The organism is Nostoc sp. CMAA1605, assembly GCF_021596505.1.
GTDB lineage: Bacteria > Cyanobacteriota > Cyanobacteriia > Cyanobacteriales > Nostocaceae > Trichormus.
On the sequence record NZ_PJIZ01000084.1, the window covers coordinates 1 to 17479 of the forward strand.

General features: G+C 39.1%; 11 protein-coding genes and 1 pseudogene. 5 read left to right on the forward strand and 7 right to left on the reverse strand.

Annotated elements, in window-relative coordinates; all coding sequences use genetic code 11:
* From CV014_RS22915 to CV014_RS22925, 3 genes and pseudogenes are all read left to right on the forward strand, one after another.
* Positions 1-314 (forward strand): retropepsin-like aspartic protease family protein (locus CV014_RS22915; RefSeq protein ID WP_236144129.1); only part of this gene is annotated, 314 nt, incomplete at its 5' end.
* 136 nt (positions 315-450) lie between these two features.
* Positions 451-2366 (forward strand): annotated as a pseudogene (locus CV014_RS22920) (GTPase).
* Positions 2367-2633: 267 nt separating this feature from the next.
* Positions 2634-3314 carry a DUF305 domain-containing protein gene (locus tag CV014_RS22925; RefSeq protein ID WP_442946939.1) on the forward strand — a complete coding sequence of 227 codons (681 nt, stop codon included), beginning with the start codon at positions 2634-2636 and terminating at the stop codon, positions 3312-3314.
* A gap of 91 nt (positions 3315-3405) precedes the next feature.
* On the opposite strand, the gene CV014_RS22930 is transcribed toward CV014_RS22925, so the two are convergent.
* The 4 genes from CV014_RS22930 to CV014_RS22945 form a co-directional block, all read right to left on the reverse strand.
* Positions 3406-4752 (reverse strand): ATP-binding protein, encoded by a 1347-nt coding sequence (locus CV014_RS22930; RefSeq protein WP_236144131.1) that lies wholly within the window; start codon positions 4750-4752, stop codon positions 3406-3408.
* A gap of 136 nt (positions 4753-4888) precedes the next feature.
* Complete coding sequence (locus tag CV014_RS22935) at positions 4889-5425, reverse strand: methanogen output domain 1-containing protein (protein ID WP_236144132.1); 537 nt, start codon at positions 5423-5425, stop codon at positions 4889-4891.
* Positions 5426-5658: 233 nt separating this feature from the next.
* Positions 5659-10926 carry a trifunctional serine/threonine-protein kinase/ATP-binding protein/sensor histidine kinase gene (locus tag CV014_RS22940; protein WP_329608427.1) on the reverse strand — a complete coding sequence of 1756 codons (5268 nt, stop codon included), beginning with the start codon at positions 10924-10926 and terminating at the stop codon, positions 5659-5661.
* Between the two features lie 298 nt (positions 10927-11224).
* Entirely contained in the window at positions 11225-13534 is a 2310-nt protein-coding gene (locus CV014_RS22945; protein WP_236144148.1) for an NAD(P)-binding protein, read from the reverse strand.
* Between CV014_RS22945 and CV014_RS30225 the strand changes: the two genes are divergently transcribed.
* Positions 13527-13688 carry a hypothetical protein gene (locus CV014_RS30225; RefSeq protein WP_268964869.1) on the forward strand — a complete coding sequence of 54 codons (162 nt, stop codon included), beginning with the start codon at positions 13527-13529 and terminating at the stop codon, positions 13686-13688. The genes CV014_RS22945 and CV014_RS30225 overlap by 8 nt on opposite strands.
* Before the next feature lie 75 nt (positions 13689-13763).
* Here the strand turns inward: CV014_RS30225 and CV014_RS22955 are convergent, their stop codons facing one another.
* Positions 13764-15011 carry a hypothetical protein gene (locus CV014_RS22955; protein WP_236144133.1) on the reverse strand — a complete coding sequence of 416 codons (1248 nt, stop codon included), beginning with the start codon at positions 15009-15011 and terminating at the stop codon, positions 13764-13766.
* Positions 15012-15536: 525 nt separating this feature from the next.
* On the opposite strand from CV014_RS22955, the gene CV014_RS22960 reads away from it, so the two are divergent.
* On the forward strand, positions 15537-16031 hold the full coding sequence (locus tag CV014_RS22960; protein WP_236144134.1) for a DUF1499 domain-containing protein: 495 nt from the start codon (positions 15537-15539) through the stop codon (positions 16029-16031).
* Here CV014_RS22960 and CV014_RS22965 read toward each other — a convergent pair whose 3' ends face one another.
* Together CV014_RS22965 and CV014_RS22970 are read right to left on the reverse strand one after the other, a co-directional pair.
* Positions 16032-17174: a hypothetical protein gene (locus CV014_RS22965; protein ID WP_236144135.1), complete on the reverse strand. Its 1143-nt coding sequence runs from the start codon at positions 17172-17174 to the stop codon at positions 16032-16034.
* A gap of 105 nt (positions 17175-17279) precedes the next feature.
* A complete protein-coding gene (locus CV014_RS22970; protein WP_236144136.1) occupies positions 17280-17450 on the reverse strand; it encodes a hypothetical protein in 171 nt (56 codons plus the stop codon).
* Positions 17451-17479: the final 29 nt, after the last annotated feature.

Consider the following 17479-nt stretch of genomic DNA (forward strand, 5'->3'; position numbering starts at 1 on the left):
ATGTCACCTTTAATAACAACAAAACCTTTGAGATGATTGTTGACACAGGTGCAAACAACACTCTGATTACAATGGGAATCGCCACTGCCCTCCAAGTTGAACAAACAGGAGTAATGACAGCGCAAATTGCCGACGGAACGCAAATTGAACTCCCCATAGGTACGGTGAGATCAATGGCGGCTGGTGGTGCGGCGGTGCAGAATTTAGACGTAGCGATCGCCCCTAAAGCCCCCATCGGGTTACTCGGTAATGATTTCTTTGGTCATTACGACATCAAAATTCTAGAAAAAACCGTAGAATTTCACGCCCGATGACCTGAATGGGCATCAAAAAGGCAAAAATAAAAAGTAAAAAGGTAAAAGATATTTTTTGCCTTTTGCCTTTTGCCTTTTCCTTTCTTCTCCTGCCTAAAATAACAGTATCAGAGTCTAACTAGGACAAGTGTGAGACATGGTGCGTTTAAAAGTTTGGCAGTGGGTGGTCTTGGCAGTACCGATCGCCTCTATAGTGACTTTCTTGTTGGTATCCGCCGGAATGCAAATCCATGCTTGGGGTATCAGTTGGATTTGGGGGATATTCACGTTAGTATTTGTGGGTTGGCGTTGGTTGTTGGTGAAGTGGACACAACCTGCAATTAAACAAGTGGAAGCGGCGATCGCGCAAGTTCAGGAAGAATTAAAATCTACTGTTGCAGATACCACCGCACCGATTGGCACTGATGCGACACAACAAGCAGAAGCAGCATTACAAGAGATTCTCAACGCCGCCCAAAGCGATCGCCCGATGTGGGAAGATTGGCAAAGTTTTTGGCAACGTTGCCAAGATTTAGTCGTGGCTATTGCCCATATCTACAATCCAGAGGTGCAGTATCCTCTATTAAATATCTACGTTCCCCAAGTTTATGGACTGATTCGGGGAACGGTGGACGATTTAGATCAATGGATGCAAAAGTTATCACCTGCACTCAATCAAGTAACCGTGGGGCAAGCCTACCAAGCCTATGAAGTTTACCGCAAGTTAGAACCATCGGCGCGGAAGGTTTTGCGGGCGTGGGGCTGGGCGCAGTGGTTATTAAATCCCGTGGCGGCGGCGGCTAATCGGGCTACCAAAGGTTACTCTAATCAAGCAAATCAGCAATTATTGGTGAATTTGGGGCAATTATTGCGAGAAGCCGCCTTGCAGAACTTGTGTAGACAGGCGATCGCACTTTACAGTGGTAAAACCATCACTATAGAAGTACCTGCAACTACCCAGGCGAAAACTCAAACCCTGCAAAACATCCTCGCCCAAGCGGAACCAGTTGAAAAAGTCGAACAAAAACCCCTCAGCATTTTACTTGTGGGTAGAACAGGTGCAGGAAAAAGCAGTTTGATTAATACGATATTTCAAGGAGACATAGCAGAAGTTGATGTTTTGCCTAGCACCGACCAAATTCAAGATTATCATTGGCAAACTCAAGATGGTGAAACCCTGCATCTATGGGATACACCAGGTTATGAACAAGTCAAGCGAGAAGATTTACGCCAACTAGTTTTAGACTACGCCACTAACGCCGACTTATTACTGTTAGTTACACCTGTGCTTGATCCTGCCTTGCAAATGGATGTGGATTTTCTGCAAGCCATCAAAGCCACCGTTGCAGATATACCAGCGATCGCGGTTGTGACGCAAGTAGATAAGTTACGTCCGATTAGAGAGTGGCAACCGCCTTATAATTGGCAAGATGGGGATAAAGCCAAAGAAATCGCCATTCGTGAAGCTACAGGCTATCGTGCCGAGTTATTGGGAGAATTTTGTAATTTAGTGCTACCTGTGGTGACTAGTGATGTAAATACTGGGCGGATAGCTTGGGGCATAGATGCTTTATCTTTAGGAATAATAGAAGCGATCGCACCAGCCAAGCAACTCAGACTCGCCAGATTTTTACGTAACCGCGAAGCCCGCACAGTAGCGGCGGCTAAAATTATCGATCATTACACCTTCCAAATGGCCACCACCCAAGGATTAACAGCACTGCTAAAAAGTCCTGTACTTCAATTTATTGCTACCCTCTCAACAGGTTCTCCCACCTTGGCGTATATCCTCGCCGAACAAATCCCCGTGGAACAGTTACCGATAGTGATTGGTAAACTCCAGATGGCTTATGATTTATTTTCCTTGTTAAAACCAGCAAAATTTGATTTGTTATCTTTGTGGCCATTACTATTAGAAAACCCACCACACCAGAACGCAACGCCTGGGCATTTGGTCACGCCTTGGTAGAATACTGGACACAAAATTTAACTATAGAACAACTCCGCCAACGCTTTGATTACTACGTACAAGAGGCAGGGGAGCAGAGAGCAGGGAGCAGAGGGGGAACTTGATACCAAGTTGCTGTTCTTTGGTAAGCTGTTATAGCGTTTCCCAGGCAACCGAAGTACACTTAAACCCTCTATATCAAAACAAGCAGCTTTAAAAATGTACCTCACTAGATTGAGAAACGCTATAAATCCATAAGTTGCATAATTTCATTAGTCGATAAAAGCTGTAAACTCTCTCCCTTGCTCCCTGCCCCCTGCCCTCTTCCATTTCAGGGTTGACTCTCCAGTTAGATGGATAGTTCAGAATTAAAGAGCAATCCGTGATGGGGAATGAAGACTATGCAATTTATAAATTGGAAAAACAGTTTTTTGGCTTTTAGTTTGGCACTATTAACAGCCTGTTCAACGACTTCTCAAGCTCAAAATGGCAATTCCCAGACTGCTGATACTAGCAATCAGCACCACATGAATCATCATGACATGAATCACAATATGGCTATGGATTTAGGCCCAGCCGATGCTAACTATGATTTGCGATTCATTGATGCGATGATTCCCCACCATCAAGGGGCGTTGAACATGGCAACTGTTGCCAAACAAAAATCTACCCGTCCTGAAATTAAACAATTAGCAGATGAGATTATCAAAGCGCAGACACAAGAAATTAATCAGATGAAACAGTGGCGTAAAACTTGGTATCCCAAAGCAGGAAATCAACCGATGGCTTATGATGCCAAAATGGGTCATATGATGCCTATGTCTTCTGAGCAAATGCAGTCCATGATGATGGATGTGAATTTAGGCAAAGCGGATACAGAATTTGATTTGCGTTTTATTAATGCGATGATTCCCCATCATGAAGCAGCTGTGGTGATGGCTAAAGATGCTTTGCAAAAATCCCAACGTCCAGAAATCAAAAATTTAGCGCAAGCCATTATCAAAGGGCAGAATACTGAAATTAATCAAATGCAACAGTGGCGCAAAACTTGGTATAAATCATCTGCCTCATAGAAATTTTGAATTTTTGGTTTTATTGCGAATTGCGTTAGCGGAGCGGGGCGAGAGCATCGTTGCGAATTGCGAATTGGTTTTATTGATGATGTCATGATTCTTTGTAGTCTTGCTCTTCCACAATAGGTAACTCAATCGTAAACTCTGTTCCCAAATCTGGCTCAGATATCATATTAATTCGACCATTATGGCTCTCAATGATTTGGAAACTAATTGATAGTCCTAGTCCTGTGCCTTTACCAATTGGCTTAGTGCTGAAGAAAGGATTAAATATTTGATCACGAATTTCGGTAGGGATGCCTTTACCGTTGTCTCTGATGCGAATTGCGATGTAGCGATCGCTGATTTGCTCTGTGCGAATCCATATCTGACTCGGATGATTTTGTATTAGTGCTGAAGATGCGCTTTCGGTGGTATGAAATCGTAAGTTTTCCGCTTCTTCTAACGCATCAATCGCATTATTTAAAATATTCATAAATACCTGATTAATCTGACAAGGAGAACAATAAGTTAATGGCAATTCGCTATATTCTCTAATCACTGCAATTTTATGGCTCATTGACTGGAGGCGACCTTGTAAAATCATCAATGTAGCCTCTAAGCCTTCATGAATATCAACTAGTTTGAATTTTGCTTCATCTAATCGTGAAAAGTTCCGTAAAGATTGTACAATCTCGGCTACGCGCTTAGAACCTGTCTGCATTGACTGGATTATTTTTGTGAGATCCTCTTGCAGAAATTCCAGTTCCAAGGCTTCGATTTCCTGTTGAATTACTTGACTAGGATGAGGATATTCTTGCTGATAGAGGTGAATTAATTTTAGTAAATCATCACAATATTGAGCAGCATAGGAAAGATTCCCATGAATAAAGCTAATTGGATTATTAATTTCATGGGCAATTCCTGCCACTAACTGTCCTAAACCAGACATCTTTTCTGTTTGGACAGATTCCAGGGCATTTTGCAGTTTGATTAAAGTTTGTTGCAAATTTGCGTTAGATTGAACCAGTTCTGCCTCAATGCGTTGACGTTGTTTAATCTCTTGACTTAGGGCATGAATTTTTTGGTTAAGCACAACAAATTCACTAGTCGTGCGTTTTTCCAGGCGCAGTAAATTAATCGCTGGGGTTTGAGGCGATCGCGGTTGAACTACAGCACCTTGACTGCGACAAGTAATTTCCTCCCCCTGGCTTTTTTGAATAGTGAAAGCACCCAAAATCATCTGACGACTTTGGGCGCAAATTTGCAAATAGTTAATGACTTTCTCTGGTGAGTCGCTAACCAATTCGCTGAAATTCTGACCAATCATTGCTTGACTAGTTTTACTAAACAATTTGGCAGCAGCTGGATTAGCTGCCACAATTTCACCTGCACTGGTTACAAGTAACATAGGTTCTGGTAAAACCTGGGCAAAAGCTAAAAATTGATCAGGTTTCATGATTTTGATGGATCGAGGCCGTTTCTTTACTAGGGCGTAAACTAAAAGACTAAGCCATGCTTGGAAAATTCAAATTCAGCTAAGATATCTAGGAGAGAAATAGTTATAGTTTGCCGATTTCTCCTTGAGGATGTGACTACAATTTAAAATATTCTTGCCCAGCAAACTCTTCTGATGATTCATGAGGTTTTAAGTGGATGACAACTCTGCACTCTTGTGCGCCTCTGGCGATGGTGTCTTCTAACTCGACCCTAGCATAGCCGAGATTGTCTGCGGCGATCGCACCAAAGATATTAGATGTCATTACACACATAGCTTCACGCCCTTCTACTTGTTCTGCAAAAGGGCATTTACGATTGCCTAAAACAATCTTTTCATCAGTTTCTTCAATTACGTAAAAGTCCCCTTGAATGCGGCGTTTCCAATCGACAAGGACGGCAGTTACCTGTTCACGCGAAAGATTGGGAAGTTGTAGCGCGTTATGGTATATCTGGTTGACGTGTTGACCGGTGCGATACCCAACCACATTGAGAAACCCTGCTGCCTCTTCAACACCAACCACATCTTGTAAAGTGCCAGCTAATTCTCGAATGACTGTACGCAAAAACTGATCGCGTTCAATTGGTAACTCTAGAGATTCTATTTCCTTGTCGAGCGAAGAGATTTGAGCCATAGTAGTATTGATTCCTAAATATCTACACAAAAAAGTTGTCAATAGGGTGTTGTTAGAGAAAAATCATTGACCAAAGTCAAAATATCTTTCTTAAGTAGCATTGACATCCAACTAATAGTAGTTTTCCCTTACTGGCTGCAAAACTAACATCCACTGAGAATAACTGACAACTCAGTAAATCAGGTGTCAGTTTCTTTCAGCCTCCACCCCGCTTGGTTGCTAGCATAATCATCCTAGATTGGCCGTTTTTGCCGACAAGGTATTTGAATAATCAACTCTGTCCCTCTTCCCGGTTCAGAAACGCACTCTATCATCCCTTGATGTTTATCGACGATAATTTGATAAGTGATGGATAATCCTAACCCCGTACCTTGCCCCACTGGTTTAGTAGTAAAGAACGGATCAAATATTTTAGGTTTGATACTATCTTCTATACCTACACCATAATCCTTAATACTAATGGCGACCAAATCAGGATTGACTACTTGGGTACGAATCGCGATCGCGCTAGAATTATCCTTAATCTCCTCGGTTGTTCTTTCCTGATTTCGCTTCTCTGTCGCATCAATCGCATTATTCAAGATATTCATCAATGCCTGATTAAGTTGACCTGCATAACATTCAACTTTTGGTAAGTTACCATAATCTTTGATAATTTCAATTGCAGGCTGACCAGGTTTTGCTTGCAGACGACTCTGTAAAATCAATAATGTACTTTCAATTCCCTCATGAATGTTGACTGGTTTCATGTCAGCCTCATCTAACCGAGAGAAGTTACGCAACGTCAGCACAATTTCTCGGATGCGTTGTGTCCCAATTTTCATAGAAGATAAAATCTTCGGTATGTCTTTTTTAATAAACTCTATATCGACATCTTCTAAAAATTCTGCAACCTCCGGTGCCGTATCAGGATATGTATCTTGATAAATGCTAATTAAAGTTAGTAAATCTTGGCTGTAACCGTCTATATGACCTAAATTACCATGAATAAAATTCACTGGATTATTAATTTCGTGAGCAATCCCCGCTACCATTTGACCCAAACTAGACATTTTCTCCGTTTGAATGAGTTGGGTTTGAGTAACTTTTAATTCTTTTAGAGTCTGGTTTAATTGGATATTTTTATCTTTTAATTCCCTAGTTCTTACCTGGATTTTTTCTTCTAAATCTGCATAAAAATGGGCATTTTCGATAGATATAGCAGCTTGAGACGAGAGAATTTTTAATATCTGTATCCTATTAGGAGTAAAAGCCCCTAACGTTAAGTTATTTTCTAAGTAAAGTAAACCGATTAATTTACCCTGATTTACTATAGAAGTACACATCAGTGACTTAATTCGATTCTTATTAATGTAAGGATCTAGTACAAAATTACCTTCATTACAAGCATTGCTAAGAACCACATCTTTTTTCGTTCTGGCTACATAATTAATGATAGATAAAGGCAATAGCTGATGATTATCTACTGGTATTGATTGACCAACAGTCAAATTTTTGGTGTCTACACAAGCCTGAGCCTCAATAAATAACTTACCATCTTTCTCTAAAATTAAAATACCAGTTTGCGCCCCGGCATTTTCAATAACAATCGTCATTAACTTCTCTAGGAGATTATCTAATAAAATGACTTCTGATAATGCTTGCGATGCTTTAATTACCGTAATTAAGTCTAATTCACTAGCTTTCGCACTGCCTGTAGAAGCGGTAATATTATTTCTGGTAAATCCTACTTGATGTTGTGTAGAGACTCTAGCAATCAATTCTGAGTGCTTCAATTCCAAATCTCTAACTTTAGCAGTTGCACCCCAATGACGATAACCATAGTGTGCTTTTGTCATATATAAAGAAGCAAATTCATTTCTCCCTAAACTCAGATAAAACTCTGCGGCGCGTTCATAAGCTAAGGCTTCTTCCTGACTATAGCCAGAATTACTTGCACCCCTAACTGCACAATCATAGTATTCCATCGCCGTTAGAGTTTCGCCTAAAACTCTTGCTCTTTCTGCCGCTACTAGTTCATACTTATGCTGATGATTCACAGGCGCGTGATTTGCCCAAAATGCCAGTTGTTGCTGATTAGCATCTACTTTTTCTATCACAGATTGTAAATTATATTCACTCTTGATATCTGCTGGTAAATTTGGATCTAAATAAACAGCAAGTAGTGCTAGGGAATAGTAAAATTTATATTCTACCAAATATACAGTCCCACCAACAGCCACTTCATATTCCTGAGCTATTTGAGCATTTTCAATAGAATTAAGGTAATCTCCAAACAAATAACTCAAAATACTTTTAGAAAGATAAGCATAGAAAATGGCTGTAATATTACCGGACATTTTCAGCATAATCGATTGATTAAAGCTTTCACCTTCTAAGTAGTGCTTGTTATCTACACCCTGCATTAACTCAACTATCATTTCCTTTAATATTAATAAGCAGAAAGAAAAATGATCTTGTTTTATTTTGTGTGATAATTTAATATAATTTTCTAGTAATTGTTCAACTATTTCTAATTTTTCACCCGCTAGAAAAGGATGCCAGCAAGCCAACATACCGTTATAACCAACATACTCAATATCGCCTGTTTCTAAACCACTTTCTACACCTTCTCGAAGTGGTTCTATAGTTATCTGAATATGTTCTTTCCAATGTCTCACAAAAATATTAAACAGAGCGTATACTTTAGCTTTAATTTCTTTGGCATTGAACTTTTCTAAAATCTGCAATGATAATTTACCAAATCTGTATCCTGATTCGATATCTTGCAGAGGGCCACATAAAATTAACCCGTAAAAACCATAGGCATAAGCTGCAAAAGATGAATTGCCATACTGCACACATAAATCAACCATTGTAAAAGCAATTAGCGGTAAAAGTGCAGGATCTGCTAAATAAGCAGGTGGCATTGCTGTCATAAGTATCCGCATAGCAGCTAGTTTATCAGGATCAGTCATGACTGGGAGATTTGCTAAGTCCTCAATAGTTAAATCTGCTGGGGGAGTTTGAGACAAACACACACCCAACATCTGGAGAACTTGCAAATCTAAATCTAACGCTTCCCTCATCCTATTTTGGGCAACATAAAATTTAATTTTCTTCTCATAGACTCTGACTGTATCTAAAAGATTCTTACTATTGCTAATTACTAAATTAAATAATGGCTCTGCTTGTTCAAAATTCGTGTTTAAATATTCCGACTCGATGGTTTCCACATGAAGACTTAAAGTTAATTGATAATGATTTTGCCAAGCATCATCCGCTAGGAAGATAAGACCTTGATGAAAAAATTTCACAGCAGATTCATAAGCAGTAGAATCCTTAGCTTTACATCCAGCCATTAGATTGAATTTAGCTAGCTGATATCTTTCTTGAGTCTCTGTGATTAATTCGGCAGCTATATTTAAATGATTAACAATATCAAAGATTTTCTCTTCTAAACTATCCTCTTCTATGTTCTTGAAAAGCATTCGACCAATATTTAAATGAATCGCTTTTTTATCCTCATCAGGAATTAAGGCATAGGCTGCTTGTTGCACGCGATCGTGAAGAAATTTATAATCAATCACAAACGCATCAACATCTTCTAATAGTTGTGGTAGTTTGTAACTATCACTTAAGGGTACAATTAAACTTGCTTGTAAGGCTTCCCAAAGTTCTGATGCTGATTGAGTCGGCGATTTTTCCTGCACATAAGCCAGCATATTTAAATTAAATCGATTACCAATACAGGCTGCTAATTTTAAAATATCCTGTGTACTGTCTTGGAGTTTTTGAATTTTACCAACCATCAATTCAACAACATTATCAGTAATACCTAAAGACTGAATCTGCTGAATTTTCCATTGCCATTGGTTAGCAATAAAATCAAACTTAATTAGATTCTCATGATGGATAAATTTAATTAACTGATTGATAAAGAAAGGATTACCAGCAGTTTTCTTATAAATGAGTTCTGCTAAATCTTTAGCTGCTTCCAGTTCACATTTTAGTGTTTCATGAATTAATACTTGAACATCAGTAATTTTTAAGGGGTGACATTTAATGGTCTGGATATTAACATTGTTTTTAGAAATTTCCTGTAAAGTCAACATTAATGAATGATGAGCATTAACTTCATTATCTCGATATGCACCAATAATTAATAAATATTGAATATCTGGGTCTGTGGCTAATAGTTGAATGAGTTTGAGAGAGGCTAAATCTGACCATTGTAAATCATCTAAAAATAAAACTAACGGATGCTCTTTTTGAGCAAAAACATTGATAAATCTTTGAAAAAGCAAGTTAAAACGATTTTGTGCTTCTGCTGAAGCTAATTGTGTAACTTCTGGTTGTTTACCAATAATTAGTTCTAATTCGGGAATAACATCAATAACGACTTGGGCATTATTTCCTAATGCTTCTAGAAGTTTCTCTTTCCAATCGGCTAGTTGAGTTTCACTCTCTGCTAGTAATTGCTGGATTAACTCTTGAAATGCTTGAATCAGTGAAGCATAGGGAATATTACGCTGAAATTGTTCAAATTTACCACTGATAAAATAACCACGATTTTTGATAATAGGCTTATGGATTTCATTCACCAATGCTGATTTACCAATACCTGAATAACCAGCAACTAGTATTAATTCCTTACTACCTTGATTAATGTTGTCAAAAGCAGTCATTAAAATATTTATTTCTGCTTCTCTACCATAAAGTTTTTCTGGAATATGTAATTGACTTGACTGATCATATTGACCAATATCAAAATCAGATATACAACCATCTTGTTGAAATTCATAAAGACATTTTTTCAAATCTGCTTGAATTCCAAAAGCACTTTGATATCTTTCCTCAGCAGTTTTGCTGAGTAATTTCATAATCATCGCAGAAATTACGGCAGGAATTTCGGGAGCTAATTGATTTACAGGTGGCGGCTGTTTAGCAATATGATGATGCACTAATTCCATAGGATCAATGACATTAAAAGGTAACTGCCCCGTCAGCATTTCATAAAAAGTTACACCTAAAGAATAAAAATCTGTGCGGTAGTCAACTGACCGATTCATTCTTCCTGTTTGCTCTGGAGACATATAAGCTAAAGTCCCCTCCAGCAAATCAAGGTTATTGAGTTGGGGTTTTTCTTGCGATAATAGAGACGAAATAGAGAAGTCTATAATTTTAATTATCTGAGTTTCTTGATTGAGAATAATATTCTGTGGCTTAATATCTTTATGAATAATGTATTGCTGATGCAGTTCACCTAAAGCTTGAGTAATTTGAATCCCGATGCTAATAAATTCTAATAGACTGATTTTCCGATTTTGAATTATTTTGTGGAGCGAGATGCCATCAAAGTTCTCTAAAATAATAGCAAATCCATTACGATATTTTTCCAGTCCATGAGTGTGAATAACTCCTTGTATGTCTAAGTTTTTGATTAATTCATACTCATGTTTGAGTGCTGCTATATCTTTAAGTTCTGGGTATTCTGTCTTTAAAAGTTTAATAATTACTATCTGACCATCTTGATTTCTTCTTGCCCGGTAAACGGCTGTTTTGTAGCATCATCAATTAACTCTATAATTTGATAGTTAGGTAATCGTATCATAGTAAATGTTTGTTACCCAGAAGTTTTTTCAAGTAATAGTAGAGTAAGAATGTATTTTCAAAATAAAAAATACATTTTCAAAGTCAGCATATAAACCAACGTTGAAAATGTATTGATTCTAACTCATAGATAAATTTGCTCACACCCAATTCATACTGAATTATTGGCAAATAATAAACTTCAGTCAATGACAAATTAACTGACATTTAAATCCAGTCATCCCATTCGCCAATAATTTGTTTACTGTATTTAATTTGGAACCATTGTTGGAGAATGGCGCGTGTGGCTTGCATTGCAGACATGACTGTAGCTTCTACACAACCAGAGTTGTAACCGTTGTTAATCCAGTCACCAGCTAAATAAAGGTTTTTGAACCCAGATTCATCAGTTTTGAGACGATATTTTGTACTACCAGGAACAGAAAGTACATAGCGTTCTGAGGGATCGATGTTGACTCGCCAATATTGAGCTTGAAAACGTTCTACTCCTTGACGGTTTTGAAAGTCTACAAGTAAGTCCCAATTTAAACCTTGAGGATTTTTAGGCTGGGTAGCATCAGGCCAAAGATGCCCAATATAATTGTTGAGGAAATTAATTGCTTGTTCCTCAACTTTCTTTTTTACTTGAGTAGGAAAATCATATTCTGTTTGGGGAGGAATTCCAGGATCAGCAATGACACCAGTAAAATAGGCCAAATTATAAGGGTAATATTCCGCCGGCCAATTTTCTCGTTCTAACAACTCACTCATATCTGCATAGACATCGAGTGGTTCAACATAGGCTCCCAGCACTGGGCTAGATTTTTGCCATCCTAGTTGGGATAAAGTAGATTTAAGCCAAATCTGTCCGCCTTGGGTGGTGACTGTTTTAACTTGAGTTAACATATCACACCATTTTTGATGAACTGGATTCTTTTTAGCGTTGACTAGTTCACTACAAATTGAGGGTAAGGCGGCTAGAGGAATTCCTAACAGCACGATATCAAAATCATTCCCTTGTTTGAGGGTGATTTCTTCTACGTTTTCCCAAGGTGTCCAATATGATTCTAGGTTAATAGCTTGTGCTTGGAGTTTTTCAGCTTCTGCATCAACAATTTGATGATAAAGAGGTTCACTAGGCCAGCAAAGAATATCTTTCACTTTAATTAGTGGTTGATATTCTTGATCTGAGTTTTTGAGAGTTACTTGACGAGATACTGTAATACTGGCGATGCTTTGCTGCGTTTCATTTAAATGCAATTGTTTGACGACATGGAAGAATTGGAATTTCACTCCGCGACGTTTTAATACTTCATAAAGTGGAGTAATAACTACATCCGCCATTCCTGATTGCATCTTCCACATGATCGCACCGTTGTAGCGGAACAAAATGGTAGTCAGAATACGGATAGCTGTTCCGGCTGCTAGTTGTGGTTGATTTGTATTTCCTTCAGGAAATCCATACACTAAATCGTATAAAACACGAATAAATGTTGATTTGATGCTTGATTCTCTAGCTCCATGCTTTTTAAGCCAGTCTCCATAGTGATACTCATCTAATTTGTTGAGGGAAGAAAAGTGAAGTATTTCGTCAACAAATAAACCGCGAATGTTGGCTAATGCTAGATCAATCAGTGTTAATCGCCAAGAAATATCAGGATTATAATAAATTTTTGCATCTATTTGATGTTGGATAAGTTGTTGAAAACGGTTTATTAGTTTGAGAATTAATTGGTGATGTTCATATCTATGAGTCTTGGTATTTTTAGGTAGTGATTGAATGAGGTTGTGAGCAATTTTTAAGAAGACTGTTTCAGAGGTTAAGTCTATGTCTTGCAAAAGATTGCCAATGTTTTGTTTGATGCTATCTAGCCATCCTCCCCAATGACTTGGTTGTTGAATAAATAACTGTATTAACTGACTAGGAACTTGTAAGAAGCTAGAATCTGATAAGAATTCTATGATCTCTTTGCCCAGTAACATTTGTTTAGCCAAGAAGCTTGAGGAATTTTTACTCGACTTGGATTGGTGATAATCATCTATGTGTGCATAAGTCTGAATGACAAATTTAATAATTGTGCAGATATGTTCCCCAAGGGAAGATATTCCTCCACCTTCCCAGGGGACTAAAGAATTAGTGGGAAAATCAAAAGGCAGAGTGACCCATTTGTGATTGATATATTCTTCTAGAACGATGAGACTGTGGGGCTTGAATGCGTCTTCGATGGTGCTGAAAGGCCCGTTACCGCCGAGTTCGTCGTAACATTGCTTGAGTAGACGAAAGGCATTTTCGTAGAATCCAAAAAAAATGTGCAGTCCGTGTTCTTCAATGCGGTAGTCTGGCTCATAATTAGGTGCGTGGGGTTTGATATTGCGTCCGGTGGCACATTTACCCCCTAAACGCCAACCCGTTTGATAGATAGTAATGTCGTAGAGGTTTTCCCATCCTGGTTGACTGGTTAATTCGTAGGCGGTGGTTAAGGATGCCATTCCACCGCCTAAGATAGCAATCTTTTTTGGTTGAAAGGTGTTGGACATAGTTTTTTCCTTTGTTGGGGGACTGGGGATTGGGGATTGGGGACTGGGGATTGGGGACTGGGGACTGGGGACTGGGGACTGGGGACTGGGGATTGGGGACTGGGATTGGGGACTGGTGACTGGGGACTGGGGACTGGGGATTGGGGACTGGTGACTGGGGATTGGGGACTGGTGACTGGGGACTGGAAGTTTTACTCAGCACTCAGCACTCAGCACTCATCACTCATCACTATTTCTGTTGTGCTTGCCAGACGGCTTTTCCGTCTTTGAGGGTGAAGTCAAAATGTAGGACAAATCCGAGTTTGACGGGGATGTTGATGGATTCGCTACCTGGGGAATAACCTTTGTGTAAGCCTAAGTCTTGGACGACTGGTTGGCTGGCAAAGTTATTGATTTTGAGTTGGAATTGGTCGCCAAAGTTGTTGAAACCAAAGAGTTTTCCACCGTAGAAGGTCTGTAGCTGCATGGGGGATTCGATGAGGGCTTGGTAGCAGGCTTTTTTGCTGTTTTCTACGTCGCGGATTTGTTTGAGGGTGACGAGAGGGACGATTTTTTCGATCAGATATTCAAGGAGATTGAAGGGTAACTGTAGACCAGGAAGGACTATTTCGTTATTCTCGAATAGTATATTGGCGATCGCCTTTGCTGCATCTGTGAAGTTATCCCATGTTTTGAGGTTTTGGTGCTGTTCTCCTGTACCAATGCGGCGTACTTCCAAGAGGCGCGCATCTATTGATTGGCTATTAGGACTAAATTCTTTAAATACTAAGGTGTCTACGGTGAATAAGTCTGGTTCTTGATTTAAATCAGGAATCTGAAATACACCAAGCTGTTTAAAGAAGCCGTAGACTTCTCTTCCAGAAACGAGAATTGGCGAATTATTTACATACAAATAAGGCATGAACCAAGCTAGACGTTCGGCAATGAATAAGGGGCCGACTTTTTTACCTACCACTGTCAACATCCAAAAGATGGCTTCTTCTTCATGCACAGTTCCTTTTTCATAGTCGGGGGGATAGATGGAACTTAAGGAGTCTATCTTGTTGAACGTCAAGATTAAATAATTCATGGCGGGGCGATATTCGATTTCCCCGTTGTTGGGATCGTTGAGATATTTATCACATATCTCTTGCAGTTTTGCCATTGAACCTTCCACGACAAAGCCATACATTTTTGTACCTTTGATTTCGTAGGGTTGGTTAAAGGCTTGTCCGTCGGCTCGTTCTATATATTTAGGGAAAGATGATTTATTACCACTGTCACAAAAGTAATTTTTCCAAAAACTATTCATATCTTGTTCCATGTTTTTGCCTTTTGTGGCTAAATCTTGGAACAGTTGGACAGGTGTTTGCTGAACTTGAGTCAAATAATTTGTGAATTTGTGTGGTGATTGAATGAGAGTAGTGAATTCACTAATAGCCCCTAAAGCTGCATGGTAACTAGTTTCTATCGTCTGCAAAGGATTGTGAGTGTTCATACTGTGTTTGTTATTAGACGGGTGACATTTGCATTACTGGATCATGCGGCTTATGCTTACGGGTATATAAAAATATTAGATACCTGTAAGTTTCTGTACCATTGTGTCAAAGGAGTTGTAATTTGTCCTTATGTAAAGGCAAATTTTTTTTACGAGATGTATTTTTAGCTTCACCACATGAATAACTAGTAACAAAATTTACACTATTGTTAATCAAGCGCAAACTCCGTAATATGTATAAAAATTACTCAAGAAACATTGTATTGTTGACCCTCCGAATTTTAGATTTTGGATTTTGGATTTTGGATTATTAGGGGTACAATCCCCACCCCTAGTGGGTGGAAAAATCTGAAAGACGCTCCTGCGTCGCTAACGCTGCGAAGACGGCAAATCTAAAATCCAAGATTGATTGACTCATAAACGAAAAGTCTAGGTTTATTTTGAGTTTTGAATTTTGAATTCAGAGCGCAGCAACGTGACGGACAATAATGGAGTGTTATTTCTAGTTTGAGGAGTAAGCTTGCTATGTTACGTCTTTTGTCAACCGCTTGTACACAGCGAAGATTATGGAATATTGCTTGTGTGGTCTTTTTTAGCGTGAGCAGTATTTTTCTATTTCCTGCGGCTACTTGGGCTAACTCTTCCGGCTTGGGAGTTCATTTAGGTCATCTGAGTGCGTGTCCGTTGACAGATAACTGTGTGGTCAGTCAAGATGCTGATGCTAAACACGCCATTGATCCCATTGCTTATCATGTAGACCGTGATACAGCACGTAAAACCTTACTGAAAGTCCTTACAGTTGTTCCCCGCACAGAGGTTTTAGAAGAGAAAGAAAATTACATCTATGCAATTTCTAAAAGCCGCATTTTCAAATTTGTTGATGATGTGGAATTTTATTTCCCTCCCAATGAGTCAGTCATTCATATACGTTCTGCTTCACGGGTAGGAGAATCGGATTTGGGTGTCAACCGCAGACGTTTAGAACAAATTCGTTTGGCGTTGCGTGATTTAAACGTTTAATCAAGAAGGAAACTTGACATTTCGAGGTTCAAGGTCACAGTAACCTCTACGTTCTCCAGGTTGGTCTTTACGCCACAGTAAAGCACTAAGATGTTGACGCGGAACATCTGCGTTAACGTCTAATCCTAAGCGGGATGTTTGATCACGGTGGTTTTGCTCTGCACCAGTTTTTTGTGAGTCTTTGAGAGTTTGAGCAATTTGCTGTTCTATAAATAGAATCTCGGATTCATCTGTATCAAAGCAATTCTGCGCTAAGGTCAGGAGTGTAGGCTTAAAAGTTTCCAACCCGTTTGCTGTTGTTTTTAGAGTTTCTGGTTTAGTTTCATAGCTTAAACGCAAAGCTGTAACATGATTGGGGACACCACCTTCAGCAAAGGCGAACTGCTCTCCGTTTGGTAAGGGTTTACGCTTTGGTGGTTCAGGTGCGGGAAGATTGCGTCCCAACATTAATTTAAAGGTGTGAATGGAGAGATTTGGCTGATTTTCCTGTGAGTTTGTCATTTTCAATTCATATTCACGAGCTAGACCCCATAATTGTGGTTTTGCGGCTGTGTCTATATCCGATTGACGAATAAATTGCCAAGCATTCAGTGATATTCCTGTTGGATGATGAGATAACTGCTCAAATTCCTGTACTACTGAACGGGGGTAGTAAAGTTTGCTTTCTTGATGGTGTAGTCGGAGTTGCACCAAATTAATGAAAGATTCGCTGTTAGGAGCAGTAGGGTAGGGTTTAGCAGCAAACTTTATCACCCCAATAGCTGTAACAATTTTTTGATTGTAATCCTCTGCCTCATCAGGCGATCGCAAAGATTGTTTATTCCACGATGGAAAAACACTCACTAGAGTTCCGTCCTCAAGCACAATTTGTGACTTTACATACATCCCTTGAAAATCAGGAATTCCCGTAAATCTGGGGTCTGGTTTCCAAGCTTTTGAGGTGTAACGTCCAATGAGTTTGACTTTTTGACCATTGAAACGAATTAAATCAGCACGTTTTTTGACAATTTCCAACTTGTTGGCAGGAGATTTTGAATTACTCAACTGTGGTACTTGGCTTTGGGTAGGTTCAACTTCTGCAAATATACTGAAAATAGTAGAGATAGTTAGTCCCAAAATAATGGCAATAAAACGTAATAACATCGTAATTTTTTGCCAAAATCCTAACATAGCTCTATGTAAAAAAGTAATAAAACTCCCTATCTATCTCCCCACATACCTCCGTGACACTTGGTGTGGAAATTCCCCTCAACTGCAAGAGCCTACACACTCTTTTTTTGATACGATAAAAACTCTGACTTGAAAGTGCTGAGTGATGAGTGCTGAGTGGTTAGTGCTGTTAGCAGTAGCGGGGCGTTTAGTTGGTGCTGAGTAAAAATTCCAAATTCCAATCCCCAGTCCCCAATCCCCAGTCCCCAATCCCTCTTTCACGCTTGATTGTGAGATTT

Excerpts from the sequence above, each read along its gene's own strand:
- CV014_RS22930 (WP_236144131.1), bottom strand. The coding sequence starts at position 4,752 with ATGAAACCTGATCAATTTTTAGCTTTTGCCCAGGTTTTACCAGAACCT.
- CV014_RS22965 (WP_236144135.1), bottom strand. The coding sequence starts at position 17,174 with ATGTTATTACGTTTTATTGCCATTATTTTGGGACTAACTATCTCTACT.
- CV014_RS22935 (WP_236144132.1), bottom strand. The coding sequence starts at position 5,425 with ATGGCTCAAATCTCTTCGCTCGACAAGGAAATAGAATCTCTAGAGTTA.
- CV014_RS22955 (WP_236144133.1), bottom strand. The coding sequence starts at position 15,011 with ATGAACACTCACAATCCTTTGCAGACGATAGAAACTAGTTACCATGCA.
- CV014_RS22945 (WP_236144148.1), bottom strand. The coding sequence starts at position 13,534 with ATGTCCAACACCTTTCAACCAAAAAAGATTGCTATCTTAGGCGGTGGA.
- CV014_RS22960 (WP_236144134.1), top strand. The coding sequence starts at position 15,537 with ATGTTACGTCTTTTGTCAACCGCTTGTACACAGCGAAGATTATGGAAT.
- CV014_RS22925 (WP_442946939.1), top strand. The coding sequence starts at position 2,634 with ATGAAGACTATGCAATTTATAAATTGGAAAAACAGTTTTTTGGCTTTT.